Genomic DNA, 15,885 nt, shown 5'->3' on the forward strand with positions numbered 1-15,885 from the left:
TCTGGTTGGCACCTGGACGAGTCGGCGTCAAACCATGTTTCTAAAGGAGGTGATCAAGTGGATTATTGCTGTACTAGCCAACGGGGTGGAAACCCTTGACGAAAGTCGGCGGGCTGACGCTTGGGTCGGCCACCCCACTCGCGATCACACTTGCTTTTTGAGCCTGGCTCATTGAATGAGAAAAACGCGAGATTTTCCTGCTTGCTGAGATGGTTACCTTGGTCTCAGCAAGCAGGTTTTTTTATGCGCCGACGGTATCTCCCGTTTGCGTGCCATCGTCCTCCCGACCATGTGTCGTTTCTGGTAACCTCTTCTCGTCACCGCTTCCTCACTCATCACTCTCGACTCATCACTCTCGACTCTTCATGCTCTTCGCCATTGGACAACTGATCGCCGGTTCGCTGTTGCTGCTCATCGGTGGTGAAGGAGTCGTTAGGGGGGCCTCGCGGTTGGCGATTTTGGCTCGACTGAGTCCGCTGTTTGTCGGCTTGACGGTGGTTTCATTGGGCACCAGTGCCCCTGAAATGGCGGTCAGCATCGCGACCGCACTCGACGGCCAAGCGGACATCACGATCGGCAATGTCGTCGGTAGCAATCTGTTCAACATGTTGATGATCGTCGGATTCAGTGCGATCGTGGTGGCGTTGCCTGTTGATCGACAAATCACTTATTTCGACGTCCCCGTAATGGTTGTCACCTGCATCGCGATGGGCGCGTTCGGATACGACGGAAACATCAATCGCATCGACGGGATCATTCTGTTGACCGCGATGGTGATTTATTTTGGCGTATCCTACAAACTCGGCAAACAAAAACCTTCGGCTGAGATGATGGAGTTCGTCGAAGATGTCGCTGGCGAACCGTTGGAGAGCGATTCGCTGGGACGCAAGGTCGGTGCGGTCTTGATGCAATTCTTGATCTTGGCGTTGGGGATCGGCGCGTTGATTTTGGGTTGCGAATGGTTCGTCGCCGGGTCGGTCACGTTTGCCAGGTTCTTTGGATTATCCGAAGCGGTCATCGGTTTGACGATCGTGTCGGTGGGTACGTCGTTGCCAGAGTTGGTGACTTCCGTCGCCGCGACGCTCAAGGGAGAACGCGGCATCGCGATCGGCAACGCCGTCGGCAGTACGATCTTGAACATCCTCGCGGTGCTCGGTGTTGCTTCGGTGGTATCTCCGGTGGGAATCAATGTCCTGCGTTCGATCGAGGTAATCGACATTCCCGTCATGGTCGCCGCAGCGCTGGTGAGTTGGTTTGTCTTTCGCACCGATCATACGGTGACGCGGCTCGAAGGATTTTTCTTAACGGGTTTGTACGGCTGTTACATCGTCTACTTGTTGATCGTCAACAACGCGATTCCCACACCTTGGTAGACCGATGAGCCGAATCGAACCGCTTCGTTATTCGCGACGCGAGTTGATGCGGATGGTCTTCGGGGCGACGTCGGTTGCCGCGTTCGTCGCATCAGGTGGTTGCGATCAGTGGCCCTCCGGGCCGCCATGGTTCTCGGGGCCGTTGCCGCCTTCGGGAACACTGCTTTCACCGAACCGTGAGATCGGACATCGACTTCGGCTGCCTCGAGAGCAACGGATCACTGACACGGGGACTCTCTCGTCAACCCGGCATCGTTGCGTCATCGTCGGTGGTGGGGTTTCTGGTCTCAGTGCGGCGTGGCATTTGGAGCGCAACGGCATCGACGACTTTGTCGTGCTTGAGCTCGAATCGGTCGTCGGAGGGACCTCTCGCGGAGGCCAAAGCGAAACGTTTCGTTTTCCCTGGGGCGCCCACTATCTGCCGGCCCCTCAAGCATCCAATCCTGAGTTGGTCGCCTTCTTACATTCGATCGGTGTGATCGAGTCAATCCAAGGCGAGGAGATTCGATACGCCGAGCAGTATCTATGTCGTGAACCGGAAGAGCGTCTGTTTGCTCGCGGTCGTTGGTGGCCGGGTCTTGTGCCGGAAGGACTCTTGACGCCCGAGGACAACGAGCAATTGTCCCGATTTGAGGATTTGATGCGGACATGGTCGACCCGGATCGGCGATGACGGCAAGCCTTTCTTCACGCTTCCGACATCCCGTTGCAGCCACGATCCCGAAGCCGTTTCGCTCGATCAAATGTCGTTCGCCGATTGGCTGGACGGGCAAGCGTTCAACGCGCCGGCACTGCGTTGGTTGGCTCGCTATGCCTGTCAAGACGACTACGGATTGAATCCCGAGCAAACCAGTGCGTGGGCGGGAGTATTTTATTTTGCCGCCCGCCTGATCGAAGGCAGCGACCGGACGCAGCCCGTACTGACGTGGCCGGAAGGGAACGCTTTTCTGGTTGATCGGTTGTACCAAGACGTTGCCGCTCACGTTCAAACGGATCAAGCGGTGATGCGAATCGACGAAGAGGCCGACGGCGTCCTGCGATTGACGCTGCTCGACACGTCGACATCGAAACCAAGAATCATGGATGCCGAGCACGTGATCTTGGCCGTTCCTGAATTCGTACGTCGCCGGCTGATGCCCCCCGCGACCATGAAAGCGGGCGTGACTTCGCCGGATCAGCAAACGGAGCCAAAGCGGCATGAGTCGACGTATCGATATGGTTCATGGCTGGTCGCCAACGTGCACCTGACCGATCGGCCTAACGAAACCGGTTTTCCGATGTCGTGGGACAATGTTTCGTATGCCTCGTCGTCGCTCGGGTATGTCAATTCGGTTCACCAGACCGGACGTGATCACGGCGCGACCGTGTTGACATGGTACACCGCGCTCCCCGAAGAGTTACCAGGAGATGCGCCAGAAAAGATTCGCGAACGATTGCTGGGAATGACATGGGCGGAGGCCAGCGAGATCGTGATCAGCGACTTGGAAACCATGCATCCTGATATTCGGCCGCTGGTCTCGCGTTTGGACGTGATGGTATGGGGGCACGCCATGGTCCAACCGCGTGTCGGCACAATCTTTCATCCCCAGTGCCGGTTCAACGAAAGCGATAATCGCCGAGTACACGTCGCCTGCACGGACTTAAGCCGAATTGCGTTGTTCGAAGAAGCATTCGATCATGGCTGTCGCGCCGCGATGAAGGTCGCCTCTCTGGGGGTGACAACATGAGGCGGCTTGCAATCCGATGCTGCCGGCCGACCGGTTTCGTATTCATGCGAATTCGGGAATTTCGAAGCCGGATCGATATTCTCTCTTCAAGAACTGGTTGCCCGACTCGGCGTGTTCGCCAACGAATTGCTCTGACTCTGGATCAAGTTCCAGCATCGGGCTAAGGCGAATGGCCGGATCGTTCAAGTGAAGTTGGTGCGACCGAAGGTGTTCGCCGGTGGCGGCGACGAGATTTCGCCACTCATCCAAAGCCACCTCGTTAACGGCGTCTTGGCTGAATGCTCCGCCGGCTCGGAAGGCGACATTGGCCAAATTGCACCACCCCGTGCTGTCATTGCCGACGGACACCTCGGCGTGCAAAACAGAACGATCGTGATTGCGGACGGCGTCGATGAAATTCTGTTGATGCAGCACGTCGCCGCGGTTGCCTGTGAATTCTCGAATCGTTCTCCCGTCGTTGTCGAACGCAACGGCTCGTCCCCGTTGGCCTTCGAATCGGCCGCCTTGGCAGTGGGCGATGTATCCGGAATGTGGGCCATGATGGGTGGCCCGTTGTTTCGAACCGGGCTGGTCGGCTAGGTTCGACAGTCCGATGAGAACGGGAATCGAACCCGTATCGAAGTAGGCGAAGTGCACATTGGGTGTATCGCCAGCGTCGTTAAAGCCGACTCGTCCGCCACCGGCGAGAATTCGGTGAGGCAACGCGACGGAATCTTGGAAGATGTTATTGCGGACGTCATCGAGAATGTGCACGCCCCAGTTACCCATGTCACCCGAACCGGTGTTCCAGTCCCAGTGCCAGTCATAATGCAACTGGTTTCGGTAGATCGGTTGTTTTTGGGCCGGGCCCAGCCATGTGTCGTAGGCCAAATTCTTGTCGATTGGCAGCGGCGCGTCGCTCTTGCCGATTGATTTGCGAATGAAGTAGTGATTCACGCGAGCCACTTGGATCTCGCCGAGCCCCTTTTCCTCGTGCAGAAACTTCTTGATTTCCGCTTGCATCGGATCGGAACGTTGCTGCGTCCCGATTTGACAGATGCGGTCGTATTTGCGAGCTGCCGCGACGACTTGTCTTCCTTCCCATTGGCTGTGAGAGAGCGGTTTTTCGACGTAGACGTCCTTGCCCGCTTGCATGGCCCAGATGGCTGCAAGGCAATGCCAATGATTGCACGTCGTGATCACGACCGCGTCGATGTTCGGGTCACCGATCAGATCGCGCAGGTCTTGGAACCCTTTCGCCAACGGAAAACGCTCCTTCGCTTGGCCCAAACGCTGCGAATCGACGTCGCAAAGCCCGGCTATCCTTACCCCGGGAACCTCACCGAACTGCTTCATCAACAAACCACCTCGCACGCCACAGCCGATGAAGCCTAACTTGATTTCATCGTTGGCGTCGGCCGCCCGAAGCGACCGCCCAGCAGCAGACGTCATTAAGCCCGCAGCGACCGTCGCGGAGAAGAAATCGCGTCTCGATGGAGTGTGTGAAGTTGAATTGCACATGGTGGATTAAGCTAGGCAGGAGTTCGGAGTCGGTTCACTGGGATTGGTTCACTGGGATTGGTTCACCGTAGAACCAATCATTCCATTCACTTCGTTTCAATGACGACATCGCCGACGAGTGCTTCCGTAATGACCCAGCGATCTCGGACCTTAGTGGCAACGGCTGGTTTCCCATCGATCAGTACGCCGGTCGTTCCCACGGCGGCCGGAACATCGACGGTTGCTTTGACACCGTCGGGTAGGGCCAGAGAAAGTTTAAAAGTGGATTGGTTGGTCCAGTCGACCACGATCGGCCCAAGTTTCGTGGGAACGCGTCCGCGGGCGTACTTCAATTCACCGGGTTGAGGACTGATCGTTGCGGACGTCCATCCAGGGTGTTTTGGTTCGACCCCGAGGACGAATCGAGGTAGCAGATTGGCGGGCGCGGCACCCCAAGCGTGATTCCAATCTTGGTTCGGCTTGTATTTAAGATCCCAAGCTTCCCAAGTAATCGTCGTTCCGCTATCGACCATGTGTTTCCAACTGCGGTCCCCCTCGGCGACGATCAAATCGAGTGCCTTTTGGTCGCTACCGTGACGGAACAATCCTTCCAGGAAATACTGCGCCGCGTAGGGGCTGCACCGCATGCTCTGCTTCCTTAACCAAGCGACCACGCCGGCTTCCTTTTCGTCTGGCACGATCCCAAAAGCCAATGGAAACAAGTTCGCGTGAAGACTGCTGTGATTCGTGCCGACGCCATCGCGATAGATCCCGGTCGATTCATCGAAAAACGTTGTCTGAAACGATGTGCGTGCAAGGTTCAAGCGATCTCGAAACGCTTGGGCGTCGCCGGACTTTCCGAGTCCGTCGGCCATCTCGGCCATTTGTCGGAGTGCTTCGATGTGAAACGCGTTCACGACCACATTGAGTTCCGTGAACACGAAACCGTCGCGTTCTTTCTGCGGCCAATCAACGATGTCATGCCGCTTGCGATCTAACTCGTCGCTCCGGATCAGTCCGTCTTCGCCACTGCGATGCAACAACGTCTTGGTCTTTAACGATTCGTAGCGATGGCTTAACCATTCGTCGTTCCCCGATTGCATCCATTCGGCGTGGGCCATGAATACCATGTGGGGCGCCCACTCGGTCGGCCAAGTTCCATGCTCCATCAACCAATCAAACGTTTTCGCCGCCATCTCGACATCGTCATCGGTGTAGTAGTGACTCAGTTGGTTGAGATAGGCATCGGCTTCGTAGGGGATTCGTTCCCGGTCACCGTCGACATAAACTCCCGCGAACGTTGTTGCCTTGATACTGTACTTGCACAGTTCCCAGATCTCGTTAAGCAACTCGTTGGAGCATTCGAACGAACTCGCGTCGTCGTTCCAGTTCGAGGCGAAAGCGGCACGACGTGAGATGTATTCGGGTTGAAAATCACCGTCCCAACCTTCCACTTCGACCCACCGAAACGGCATGACGGGCAACCAGGACCTAGGTGTCAGGACCGCCGGCGGATGGTCGCCTGTTGCACCGGCTTGTTCGGTATTTCGAACGTCGACTGGGGCGGGCACGATCCAAGTACCGATTTGCCCACTACCTTTTCGAAAGTCGCTGACTCCATAGCGCACCGTTCCTGGTGGCTCGCGATCGATTCGTCCGTTCTTTAGTTTTTCACCGAAATGAAGTTTCCCATTTCCTCTTCCAGAGCGAGGGATCCGCATCGCGATGTTCCCGAAGGCGACTTTGCCGAAATCAACTAAGGTGACTTGATCGTCGATTTTAGTAACCGCCACCGGTGCTTGTTCTACGATCGAAACCGTATCCTCGGCTGGTACTTGCGGTAGTTCTTTAATGAACAGATTGCGGAAGCGATAAGTTTGTCCTTTCTCGCCGTGATGTTGGATCGCAATGTATCCGTAGGCGTCAGCGGTATCGCGGAACGAGCAAGTCGGCACGCCGTTGACTTCGATAGAAATGCGATCTTCGATGCATGTGATGTCGAACCGATTCCATCCGTGGCGATTCAGAGCGTTGGCAATGACGGGGTCTGCGAAGGCCGCTTTGGATTCCGCCTCGTGTTCAAGGAACGGTTCGATTGACCGTCCAGAAGTGCTCGGCCAAACCCAGCCCCGCCGTGCTTCATCGTAAAGACCTCCCGACCATTTTCGATCTGAGCCATCGCATTCGGCCTGGTAGCCGAACACCTTTTTTTGGGCGTTCTCATCGACATGGCATCGAAACATGACACCGGAGTTAGCCGGACCTTCGGGCAGATGGATCTCAACGCTCACACGGAAGTCGGCATACTTTCGTTCGGTAACCAGAAAGAACTTCTTATCGGCGCGAAGATGAATTTCGCCGTCGATCACCTTAGCTTCGCCGTATGGATACGGGTTCCACCATCCGGTGAGATCCGCACCATTGAACAACGGCGTGTAACCACGGCTGAGCATGGATTCCATGCCATCGGTGTTATCCTGGGATTCGGCATTTCGGTGGCTCGACAAAGCCAAGCCTTCCTGTCCGATCGCAGGACAAACGAACCACAAGCTAGCCAACAACCATCCAAATGATTCAAGTCTCATAATCTTTGCCCCAAAAAAGTTTGGATTCGATTCCCGGCCATTGCGACGACAGGATCGGCTAAACAACCGACCTTTCGCTCAGCGGTTTGGGTTAGATTCCTTTTTCTTCGGGGGCCGCGCTGACCCGCGCCGCTTCTTCCTCGATCAATTGGTTGTATTTATCGATTTCGCTTTGCGGCGCATCGCTGACTACATTCTTTGCCGCGTCAGACGAGCAGCCGCCGAAGATTGCCAGTGCGAGAAGAACGACGTAAATTTTAGTATTCATTGGGGATCAAATGCTTTCTTCGATGAATTGCTAGCGGGTGAAGAATTTTGGACGGGTGGGGATAATGAAAAGGTTGCCTCAACTAGCCGCATGTCCTTGAACATGCGGCTAAACGCAACATTCTTAAATCAGTCTTGGTCGACTTAGCAGCCGTTTCAGATGTCTTCGTCGATGACTTCTTTGTTGGCTCGCGTTCCGAGCGCACCCCACAGTCCGTAAGGGCTGACTTCGCCCGCGACTGACACAGGGCTGCCGTGGTACGAGACCATGTGACGATTGCTGTTACCTGCTTCGATCGAGTCGGTAATGAACTTGACGGCCCCATCACCCATCAGCACGTGAGCACCACCTTGGTGGCGGCTTGATGCGGTTACGGTTTGGTCATGGCTATCATTGAAGCCCGTGCAAAGCCCAGAGTTCGGTGGCAGAATTGTGTGTACTTGAGTGAAGAGTGGATGGCAATCATGCCATCGGTATCCACGAGCGCTCGTGGCGCTGACCGTCGTGGCCGCGGCGGGAATCCAAAAACTTGGACGCGCCGGGTCATGGAACTGATATTGATACTTGGGGTTTTGGCGACATTGATTTCGTCCGCTGCCGCTATCTGTGTAAGCGACATCGCCAGGCCGGGACGTTCGATTATCGGCGTCACCCAAGTCGGTCGCCAATTCGCCGCACATGATCGTATTGGCCAGCCCGTCGAGCGTATCTCTGAATTTCATGTTCCCGAACAGCACAAACATCCCTCGATGAACGAGGCGCGATCGTTCGGCTTGCGTTGAATTGCTCATCGAATACGGCATGGTGGCACCGGTCGCCACGGTGTGCACATAAACCGCTCCTTCACGCGACATGACCGACGAGTCGCCGGTGCAGGCCCCGTAATTGGTTCGGCCCAATGCGGGAAGCCCAACGCCTGGGTCGCTAGGGCAACGGTAGCCCGGAAGTTCGGTTCCCCAAGGACCGTAAGCGATCACCGCTGGTCCAGGTCCCATGGCTTGCCAAGGGTTCGGAGTTCCGCCGGGGTTCGCCAGGGGATTGCTGATTTGCTCCCAAAGAGCCTGCTGTTCGACGAACGGCAAGATCGCGATCAAGTAGGAACCGTGCCGATTGTTGGACGTGGTGTTACCCAGTTGGGCCCAGGGTTGAGCACCGTTGGGAATATCCGTTCCGTTGCCGTGAATCGGCAATTGATTGTACGCCGAATGGTAATTGTGAATTCCGAGGCCGATTTGCTTGAAATTGTTGCTGCAACTCATCCGCCGGGCGGCTTCGCGAGCCGCTTGAACGGCGGGAAGCAACAGCCCGACCAAGACGCCGATGATCGCGATGACCACCAGCAGTTCGACAAGTGTGAAGCCAGAACGATTGCGTTTCATCTGAAAAATCCATTGAATGTGAGGAGAGATTACGGCCAGATCGTGGCGCACGATCGCGACACTGAATGAATCTGGTGGTGTCTAACCCGACCTAGCAGGCGTTCTTTGCGGTAATTCTTCAGAAAAAGAAGAAATCCTGGTCCTAGTACTGAAAATTGCAAAAAAACGTCGGAAATATCGCAAAAGAGTTGGAGTCGCGACGGTAAATAGCTGCACATTCGACGTTGCGTTTTCGAGTCTCCACTTCAACTCATTAAAAGGGTTTCTGAAAGATCAGCGATCCACTTTCTCAAGACGACTTTGTCCGACACTTGGCCGCAAACTCGAGCCGGCTGATGTCGTTCATTCGTATCCTTACCCTGAATCGTCAAGATGATGCGGAAGAGGTGTTTCAGCGGACTTGCATGATTCTGTGGCAAAAATTTGATCAATTCGATGGCGAGAATTTTGGTGCTTGGGCCTGCCGAATAGCACATTTCGAGATGTTGAAATTTCGAGATTCACGCATTCAAACCAGAATCTTGCACGATGAGACGATCGAATTTCTTGCTATCGCCGCTCTGCCGATCGCCGATGGCCTCAGTGAACGCCGAGCCGCATTGACCCAATGTCTGAAAAAACTGCCTGATGGGGATCATCAATTGATCCAACAGAGGTATTATGATGGGCTGAGTGTCCAGGAAATTTCGGATCGCTTGGGGCGTTCGACCCACGCGGTTTACCGTGAATTGAGTCGCATTCACGGACTTTTGTCTCGATGTATCGAGCGTTCCCTTACCGAGGCCTGCTCATGACCTCCGATAACGACGAATTGAATATCCTCCGTCAATTAATCTTGAAGTCGCAGACAGAGACGCTGAGCGAGTCCGAGATCCATCAGCTCAATCAATCGATGCAATCTGAAGCGGGGGCACACGAAGCGGCGGTGCTGATCGATCAACTCGGTGCGTTCTGCGATTCGAACAACCTCGATTCATCGCGCCTCCGCGAGTTGCTGAACGAAGCTTGCAGTCCGCGCTCAGGCGTCGGTGTTGTTTCGGTCCGCTCGCGATCAGTCCGTTCCCAAACGACCGACACGTTAAAGTCTTCTGCTAAAGTGCATTCCGAGGCGACGACTCGACGACGATGGTCGACGATGACATGGGTGATCGGTTTGGTCGCGAGTCATCTGTTCGTTGCTTCCTTGGTGTGGACGATTCTTCAATCCAGTTTCGGATCAACGTCGTTTGAAAAGACTGGACTGATTGACCCGTCACCTCAACTCGTTTCGATGACCGCTTGCGTGTGGCGACCAAGTGGCGATTCCGTTCCGACGTTAGGTGAACCACTGCAACTCGGCGAAGTGTTAGACCTTGTCGAAGGAATCGCGGAACTCCAGATCGGCGAAGGTACCTTTGGCGAAGCTTTGGTGCGTATCGAAGGTCCGGCGAGCGTTTTCATCCAATCCAGCGGTGACCTCGTTCTTCGCCAAGGCAGCTTGACGGTCAAGTCATTGCAAACGGGTTTGAAGAACGTGTCGATTCAATCGCCGATGGGAGAAGTCTCGGTTGATGGCCAAAGCTCGATCGGGATGGTTGCGAGTCGTGGTGTCGATGAGTTGCACGTTTTCTCCGGACGCGCTTTACTCCACCCCAACGCGGCCACGACGGTACAGAACGAACTACGTCTCGAGGCGGGTGAAGCGATCCGTTTCAATTCCAATGCCAACGGCAATGTGGGTGTGGTGATGTTGGAGGCTTCGATGTCTCGTTTTGTCTCCGCCCGCTCGTCCGGGTTTGATCCGCTGAAACTAGGAAGCGAATATGTTCGCGCGGTCATGGAATCACAACCGAGCATCTATTGGCGATTCGAAGAATTGGCCGGTGAGATGCCCTACTATGTGAAAAACGAAGGCAGTGCGCCCGGAATGAATGCGGTCCTTTTCGGCGAACCGGGATGGCGACAATACGGAAATAATCAAGTCGCCGAACTCGGCAAGCTCGGCACATCGTCCGGTTTTCGCAGTGCAGATCTTTGGCCGCCTGAACCACTCGATGAGTACACGATTGAGTTTTGGTTCAAACCCGAACTTTATCACCACGGTGAAATGCTTTGCATGCACCAACGCGAACAGTTCGACGATGGAAGGTATTCCCATACGTTGATGCTGGAGTCATTGATGGAGCATTGGCGGAATCCACTGCGTGTCTATCAGCCGAACCGAATCCGCTTCGTCCATCGCTCCCCCGCTTCGGGCGAAGTCACTGAGGGCAGTAACTTAATCGCCGACCGACCTTATCCGGTTCGGACGTGGCAGCATCTCGTGGCCCAGAAAAACGGTGAGCAGCTTATGTTATGGCTAGATGGTCGTCTTGCCGATGAGAAAACTGATTCACGGCCATTGGAGGCGAAGATGCAATTCGTCATCGGTCAGCTGTATCTCACCCGAGCCGAACGCCGGTTCGTGGGACAGATCGATGAAATCGCGATCTACGATCGTTGCTTGACCTCCGAAGAAATTCGCGGCCACATGAAGGCGGCTGGGAAGGCAGCGTCCGTCAAGCGTCCGCGTTCTGAATGAGCGTTGAGGGCGTTCACTCCCCAGACCTACAGGCCGACCAATTGGCATTGAAGCGATTCAAATTTCTTGAATTTGAACAAACCCTGCCGATGTCTCCATTGAGAACAAGCGAGGGGTATGACGGACTTCATGTTGATGCTGAATCAAACCGCCGCAGATATTGATTGAGTTTCAGTTTCTTACGAGCGCTGTCGCTGGTCATGTAGCGAACGCTGCCGAAGACGGGCCGCTTGGGCCCCCAAGCTCGGTCCGTGCGGCCGAGCACCCACAGGATCCCGCAATAGGAATTTGGATCACGGCCGTCGAGCCCGTACTTGTTGTTCAAGTGGATCATGATGTCGAGAGCTTCTTGAGCGGAACGCGTCCAATGAAGAATTTTCTTGCCCCACAACATTCGCATGTAGTTGTGCATCATTCCCGTTCGGACAATTTCTGTTTGCGCGGCGTTCCAAAGTTCGTCGTGGGTTTGAGCGTTCTCGAATTCATCAAGCGTGTACACATGAGGCCGCTCGTCGTCCGCCGTATCGGCGAGTGATTTGCGTGCCCAGTCGGGAAGTGATTCCAATTGGTCGTAAGTGTCGGGGTTCTTGAACGCCCAATTGAAACCGATCTCACGCCACGTCAGTACTTGATCGAGAAAGCCTTCGGCCGGTTCGCTGACGTTCCAAAAATCATGGTTCTTGCCGTTGGGACGCGAGGTTTTTTCGGGGGTCCAGCCTTCGTGTTCGAGCAGGCTGCCAACCATCTCATGAGGCGAGATATGACCGAAGTGTAAGTGCGGACTCAAGCCGGTCGTCGCGTGTTCATCGGGATGGTTGCGTTCGGTGCCGTAGCGAGGCAATTTGGAGTTCAGAAAGTCCTTCCAACGACGTGCCGCTTCCACGCCGCCGCCGGGGCAAACCGGGGAGGGCACCACGTCATGATCGATGGGGATGTTGGCGATTCCGTTTCGCTCAAGGAGGTCGCCGAAGTCCGCAGCGGGCCAGCGATGGAGAATTTTTTCGGCAACGAGATTCGAGCCGAGAAAGCCATCGCGTGGTCGGATCGCTTTCGAATCGATCGGGGCAGGGGAGGGCAGGGCAGGGCAGGGCAGGGGAGTCGCATTGGGCATTTGCTCGAGCGCACCAAGGATGTTTTTTTGCATGTAGCGACGATAACTGTGAGCGACCGTGTAGGTCTTTTCGGCGCTCCGCAGCGGCAACACTCCGTTGGAATCGACAAGCTCCAATCGCGCGGCAATGCGATCTTTAACCGCCTCGATCATCGTGGGGAGGAAAAAACACGGATACTCATCCGTCACGACCGTACAAGCTCGCTCGGCAAGACGATGCAGCAACGGCGATCCCGCGCCGGGCGTCGGTTCGACGTAGGGATAGTAGGCGACGCCCACATTCTGCGCCGTTTCCGCGTTGTCTCGCATGCCTTCGATGATGAAACGATGCATCCGATCGCTGGCCCATCGATAGCGAACACGCAGAGGTTCAAAGATCAACAGCGGTTTGCCGAACTCGACGGCCCGATCGATCGCGTGGTCGAGGGCATAGTTGTACGAAAGGCGACGCTGGGCGATCATCCAGTACAGCACGTAATCGCCGTCATGACGTAGCGGATGATCGTTACCGGAAGTCAGTCGAAGATCCATCGCGATTTTGTGGGCTCAAGTTCGGCGGAGGGGGTGTTTGATTCATTATCCTAAGGTGTCATCCGTCCTTCCGATGCGCTACATCATTGATCGCTGTTTGATTGAGTGCACGTTCGGGCGTTTTCGTTTAACGGCAAGCCGCAGGCGCCTGCGTTTTCAAACTCTGTCGCCTGCGGCTTGCCGTTAAACGATTAAATCAACAGACCAGCAAGCGAGGGGATACGTTCCATTGATTCCGATCTCAGTGGAATCACTGGCTTGTCCCAGCGGAATCACTCGCTTGCGCGTCGGGCTTGTATGATTGAGGCGTTGCCGTATGACGTTCCTGTTTCCAAAATCATTCCCAGTCCAAAGTTTTCATGACCCAAGCCACTTTCCGCGTCGAAGTCGCCAAAGAGCAATTTGTTTTCTCGGCCGCTCATTTCATTACGTTCGCCGGCGACATTTGCGAGCGGATTCACGGTCACAACTACGGCGTCAAAGTGGCCGTCGAGGGACCGCTAGACGAGAACCGCTACGTCGTCGATTTCATCGCCCTGCGTGATGCGGTTTTGAAGGAAACGACGTCCTTGGATCACCACGTGATCTTGCCCCGCGATCACCAAGAAATCTTGGTGAGCCAGGACGCTACCGAAACGACGGTGCGGTTTCGTGAGCGGCGGTGGGTGTTTCCCAACGAAGATGCCGTGATCATGCCGGTGGTCAACACGACCGCCGAGGAAATCGCTCGGGTGATCGCCGAGAACGTACGGGAGCGAACCCGATCGCAGTTCGGCGATTCGCTGACGATGATCGAAGTCGGGGTCGACGAAAACTACGGCCAATGGGGCGTTTGTCGATTGCCCTGGTAATGCAGGACTTAGGCCGGGCAAAAGTAGGCTGGGTCGCAGCGATAGCGAAGACCCGGCAGGCTATTGGCTATTGGCTATTGGCTATTGGCTATTGGCTATTGGCTATTGGCTATTGGCTATTGGTTGTTGGCTATTGGTTGTTGGTTGTTGGTTGTTGGTTGTTGGTTGTTGGTTGTTGGTTGTTGGTTGTTGGTTGGGCGATACACGATCGGACCGATCCGTCAGTTCCTCGCAACTCTTCACTCTTCACTCTTCACTCGCCACTCGCCACTCGCCACTCGCTTCTCGCTTCTCGCTTCTCGCCGGGTGTTCGTCGCCGAGCCTCCTCCACCCAGCCTACGATTTTTTCCTGGTAAATCGCCTGGTATGGGAGAAATTTCGCTAAAAAGCGGAACAACTCAAGGATTTTGCCTTTTCCGGTCGGTCCGAACAGGTGAAATTTCAGCGACAGGGCCGGTTATCCGATCTATCCTGTAGTAAACCGTTCTCAGGACGAAATTTTCGCTCCCTTTCCTGACGTCGCCGCGATGCTCCAAACCGCTGAAAAACACAACGTGACCGCCACCGATCTCGCCTTTCAACGCTGCATCAACCCCCAGTGCGGGGCCACTTACGAAACACACAGCGTTCGGACTTCATGCGATCGCTGCGGCGATTTGCTCGACATCGCCTACGATTGGGACCGCGCGGGCGTGCCTGATTCGCTGAGCTATTTCGAGCAGATGTGGAGTCAACGGACCAATCCGGTCCGATTCTCAGGCGTTTGGCGGTTCCATGAGCTCTTACCGTTCGCGTCCCAGAACGAATTGGTGACCGTCGGCGAAGGACAGACGTTGCTGCAACAGGCCAACGAAGTCGCCAAGTATGTCGGTTTAAACGAGGGTCAATTGCACCTCCAATACGAAGGCATGAACCCGTCGGGTAGTTTCAAAGACAACGGTATGTGTGCCGCCGTCACCCATGCGAAGATGATGAACGCCAAACGGGCCGCCTGCGCCAGCACGGGCAACACGAGCGCGTCGCTGGCGTTGTACTGCAGTGCGACCCAAGCGATGAAAGCGGTGATCTTCATCGGTAGCGGCAAGATCAGCTACGGTAAGCTCAGCCAAGCACTCGACTACGGCGCGTTAACGATCCAAATCGCGGGCGACTTTGACGACGCGATGATCCGCGTCCGCCAAGTCGCCCAGGAACTCGGCATCTATCTGGTCAACAGCGTCAACCCGTTCCGATTGGAAGGACAGAAAACGGTCATGTACCGCGTCCTCGAAGCGCTCCGTTGGGAAGTTCCCGATTGGATCGTCGTGCCGGGCGGAAACCTGGGCAATAGCAGCGCGTTCGGCAAGGCGTTTCATGAACTCAAACAACACGGTTTGATCGATCGCATCCCACGCTTAGCGGTCATCAACGCCGGCGGAGCCGACACGCTGTACGAATTGGTCGAACGCCGCGGCGTCCGTTGGAACGGTGGCAACGTGAACATGGAACCGATCGTGTCGTACAACGATCACATGGATCGCGAAGGCATCCGAGCCGATACGATCGCCAGCGCGATTGAAATCAATCGTCCCGTCAATCTCAAGAAGTGCTTGCGTGCGCTGGAATGGATGGACGGCGTGGTTCGTCAAACCGACGATCAGGAGATTCTGGATGCGAAAGCCAAGATCGGCGCGGGCGGATTCGGTTGTGAGCCGGCGTCGGCGGCCAGCGTCGCCGGGGCGAGGTTGTTGCGACGCGAAGGCGTGATCGCGCCGAGCGACAAGGTTGTTTGCATCCTAACCGGTCACGAATTGAAAGACCCGACCGCAACGGTCGCCTATCACACGACCGATCAAGAATTGTTCAACAAAACGTTGGGCAGCCGCGGAGTCACCAAAGCCAGCCACGCCAACCGCGCCGTCGCCGTGCCCAACGATCTGGACGATATCATCAAAGCCATCCAGCTGTATTCATAGTCTTCTCAGAAGAATCGGTGGGCTTTGTTGTGGTCGCTGGACTCGCAAGAGTTCAGAAGAGTGGATG

11 protein-coding genes are annotated in these 15,885 nt (G+C 55.4%); 6 read left to right on the top strand and 5 right to left on the bottom strand.

Going from position 1 to position 15,885, the window contains the following annotated elements; genetic code table 11:
• Positions 1-365: 365 nt before the first annotated feature.
• Complete coding sequence (locus Pla100_RS12085; protein WP_146577934.1) at positions 366-1,373, top strand: calcium/sodium antiporter; 1,008 nt, start codon at positions 366-368, stop codon at positions 1,371-1,373.
• A 4-nt stretch (positions 1,374-1,377) separates the two neighbouring features.
• Positions 1,378-3,099, top strand: a complete 1,722-nt coding sequence (locus Pla100_RS12090) for an FAD-dependent oxidoreductase (protein WP_146577935.1) — start codon at positions 1,378-1,380, stop codon at positions 3,097-3,099.
• 42 nt (positions 3,100-3,141) lie between these two features.
• Here Pla100_RS12090 and Pla100_RS12095 read toward each other — a convergent pair whose 3' ends face one another.
• The 4 genes from Pla100_RS12095 to Pla100_RS12105 all read right to left on the bottom strand — a co-directional run bounded on the left by Pla100_RS12095 (position 3,142) and on the right by Pla100_RS12105 (position 8,810).
• Positions 3,142-4,530 (bottom strand): Gfo/Idh/MocA family protein, encoded by a 1,389-nt coding sequence (locus Pla100_RS12095; RefSeq protein ID WP_231602988.1) that lies wholly within the window; start codon positions 4,528-4,530, stop codon positions 3,142-3,144.
• Between the two features lie 155 nt (positions 4,531-4,685).
• Complete coding sequence (locus Pla100_RS12100; protein WP_231602989.1) at positions 4,686-7,163, bottom strand: family 78 glycoside hydrolase catalytic domain; 2,478 nt, start codon at positions 7,161-7,163, stop codon at positions 4,686-4,688.
• A 91-nt stretch (positions 7,164-7,254) separates the two neighbouring features.
• A complete protein-coding gene (locus tag Pla100_RS30720; protein ID WP_197167870.1) occupies positions 7,255-7,431 on the bottom strand; it encodes a hypothetical protein in 177 nt (58 codons plus the stop codon).
• Between the two features lie 155 nt (positions 7,432-7,586).
• Entirely contained in the window at positions 7,587-8,810 is a 1,224-nt protein-coding gene (locus Pla100_RS12105) for a DUF1559 domain-containing protein (protein ID WP_146577937.1), read from the bottom strand.
• 311 nt (positions 8,811-9,121) lie between these two features.
• Between Pla100_RS12105 and Pla100_RS12110 the strand changes: the two genes are divergently transcribed.
• The gene (locus Pla100_RS12110; RefSeq protein WP_315853473.1) at positions 9,122-9,604 is read left to right on the top strand and encodes a sigma-70 family RNA polymerase sigma factor; all 483 of its coding nucleotides are present in this window, start codon (positions 9,122-9,124) and stop codon (positions 9,602-9,604) included.
• Positions 9,601-11,370, top strand: a complete 1,770-nt coding sequence (locus Pla100_RS12115) for a LamG domain-containing protein (protein WP_146577939.1) — start codon at positions 9,601-9,603, stop codon at positions 11,368-11,370. The genes Pla100_RS12110 and Pla100_RS12115 overlap by 4 nt, the downstream gene beginning before the upstream one ends.
• A 127-nt stretch (positions 11,371-11,497) precedes the next feature.
• Here the strand turns inward: Pla100_RS12115 and Pla100_RS12120 are convergent, their stop codons facing one another.
• The gene (locus Pla100_RS12120) at positions 11,498-12,943 is read right to left on the bottom strand and encodes a cryptochrome/DNA photolyase family protein (protein WP_146578144.1); all 1,446 of its coding nucleotides are present in this window, start codon (positions 12,941-12,943) and stop codon (positions 11,498-11,500) included.
• A gap of 428 nt (positions 12,944-13,371) precedes the next feature.
• Here Pla100_RS12120 and Pla100_RS12125 point away from each other — a divergent pair, with 428 nt between their 5' ends.
• Together Pla100_RS12125 and thrC are read left to right on the top strand one after the other, a co-directional pair.
• Positions 13,372-13,863, top strand: coding sequence for a 6-pyruvoyl trahydropterin synthase family protein (locus Pla100_RS12125; protein ID WP_146577940.1), 492 nt, complete (start codon positions 13,372-13,374; stop codon positions 13,861-13,863).
• Positions 13,864-14,390: 527 nt separating this feature from the next.
• Positions 14,391-15,818 carry a threonine synthase gene (gene thrC / locus Pla100_RS12130; protein WP_146577941.1) on the top strand — a complete coding sequence of 476 codons (1,428 nt, stop codon included), beginning with the start codon at positions 14,391-14,393 and terminating at the stop codon, positions 15,816-15,818.
• Positions 15,819-15,885: the final 67 nt, after the last annotated feature.

This window comes from Neorhodopirellula pilleata (assembly GCF_007859915.1).
In the GTDB taxonomy this organism is placed as follows: Bacteria; Planctomycetota; Planctomycetia; order Pirellulales; family Pirellulaceae; genus Rhodopirellula; species Rhodopirellula pilleata.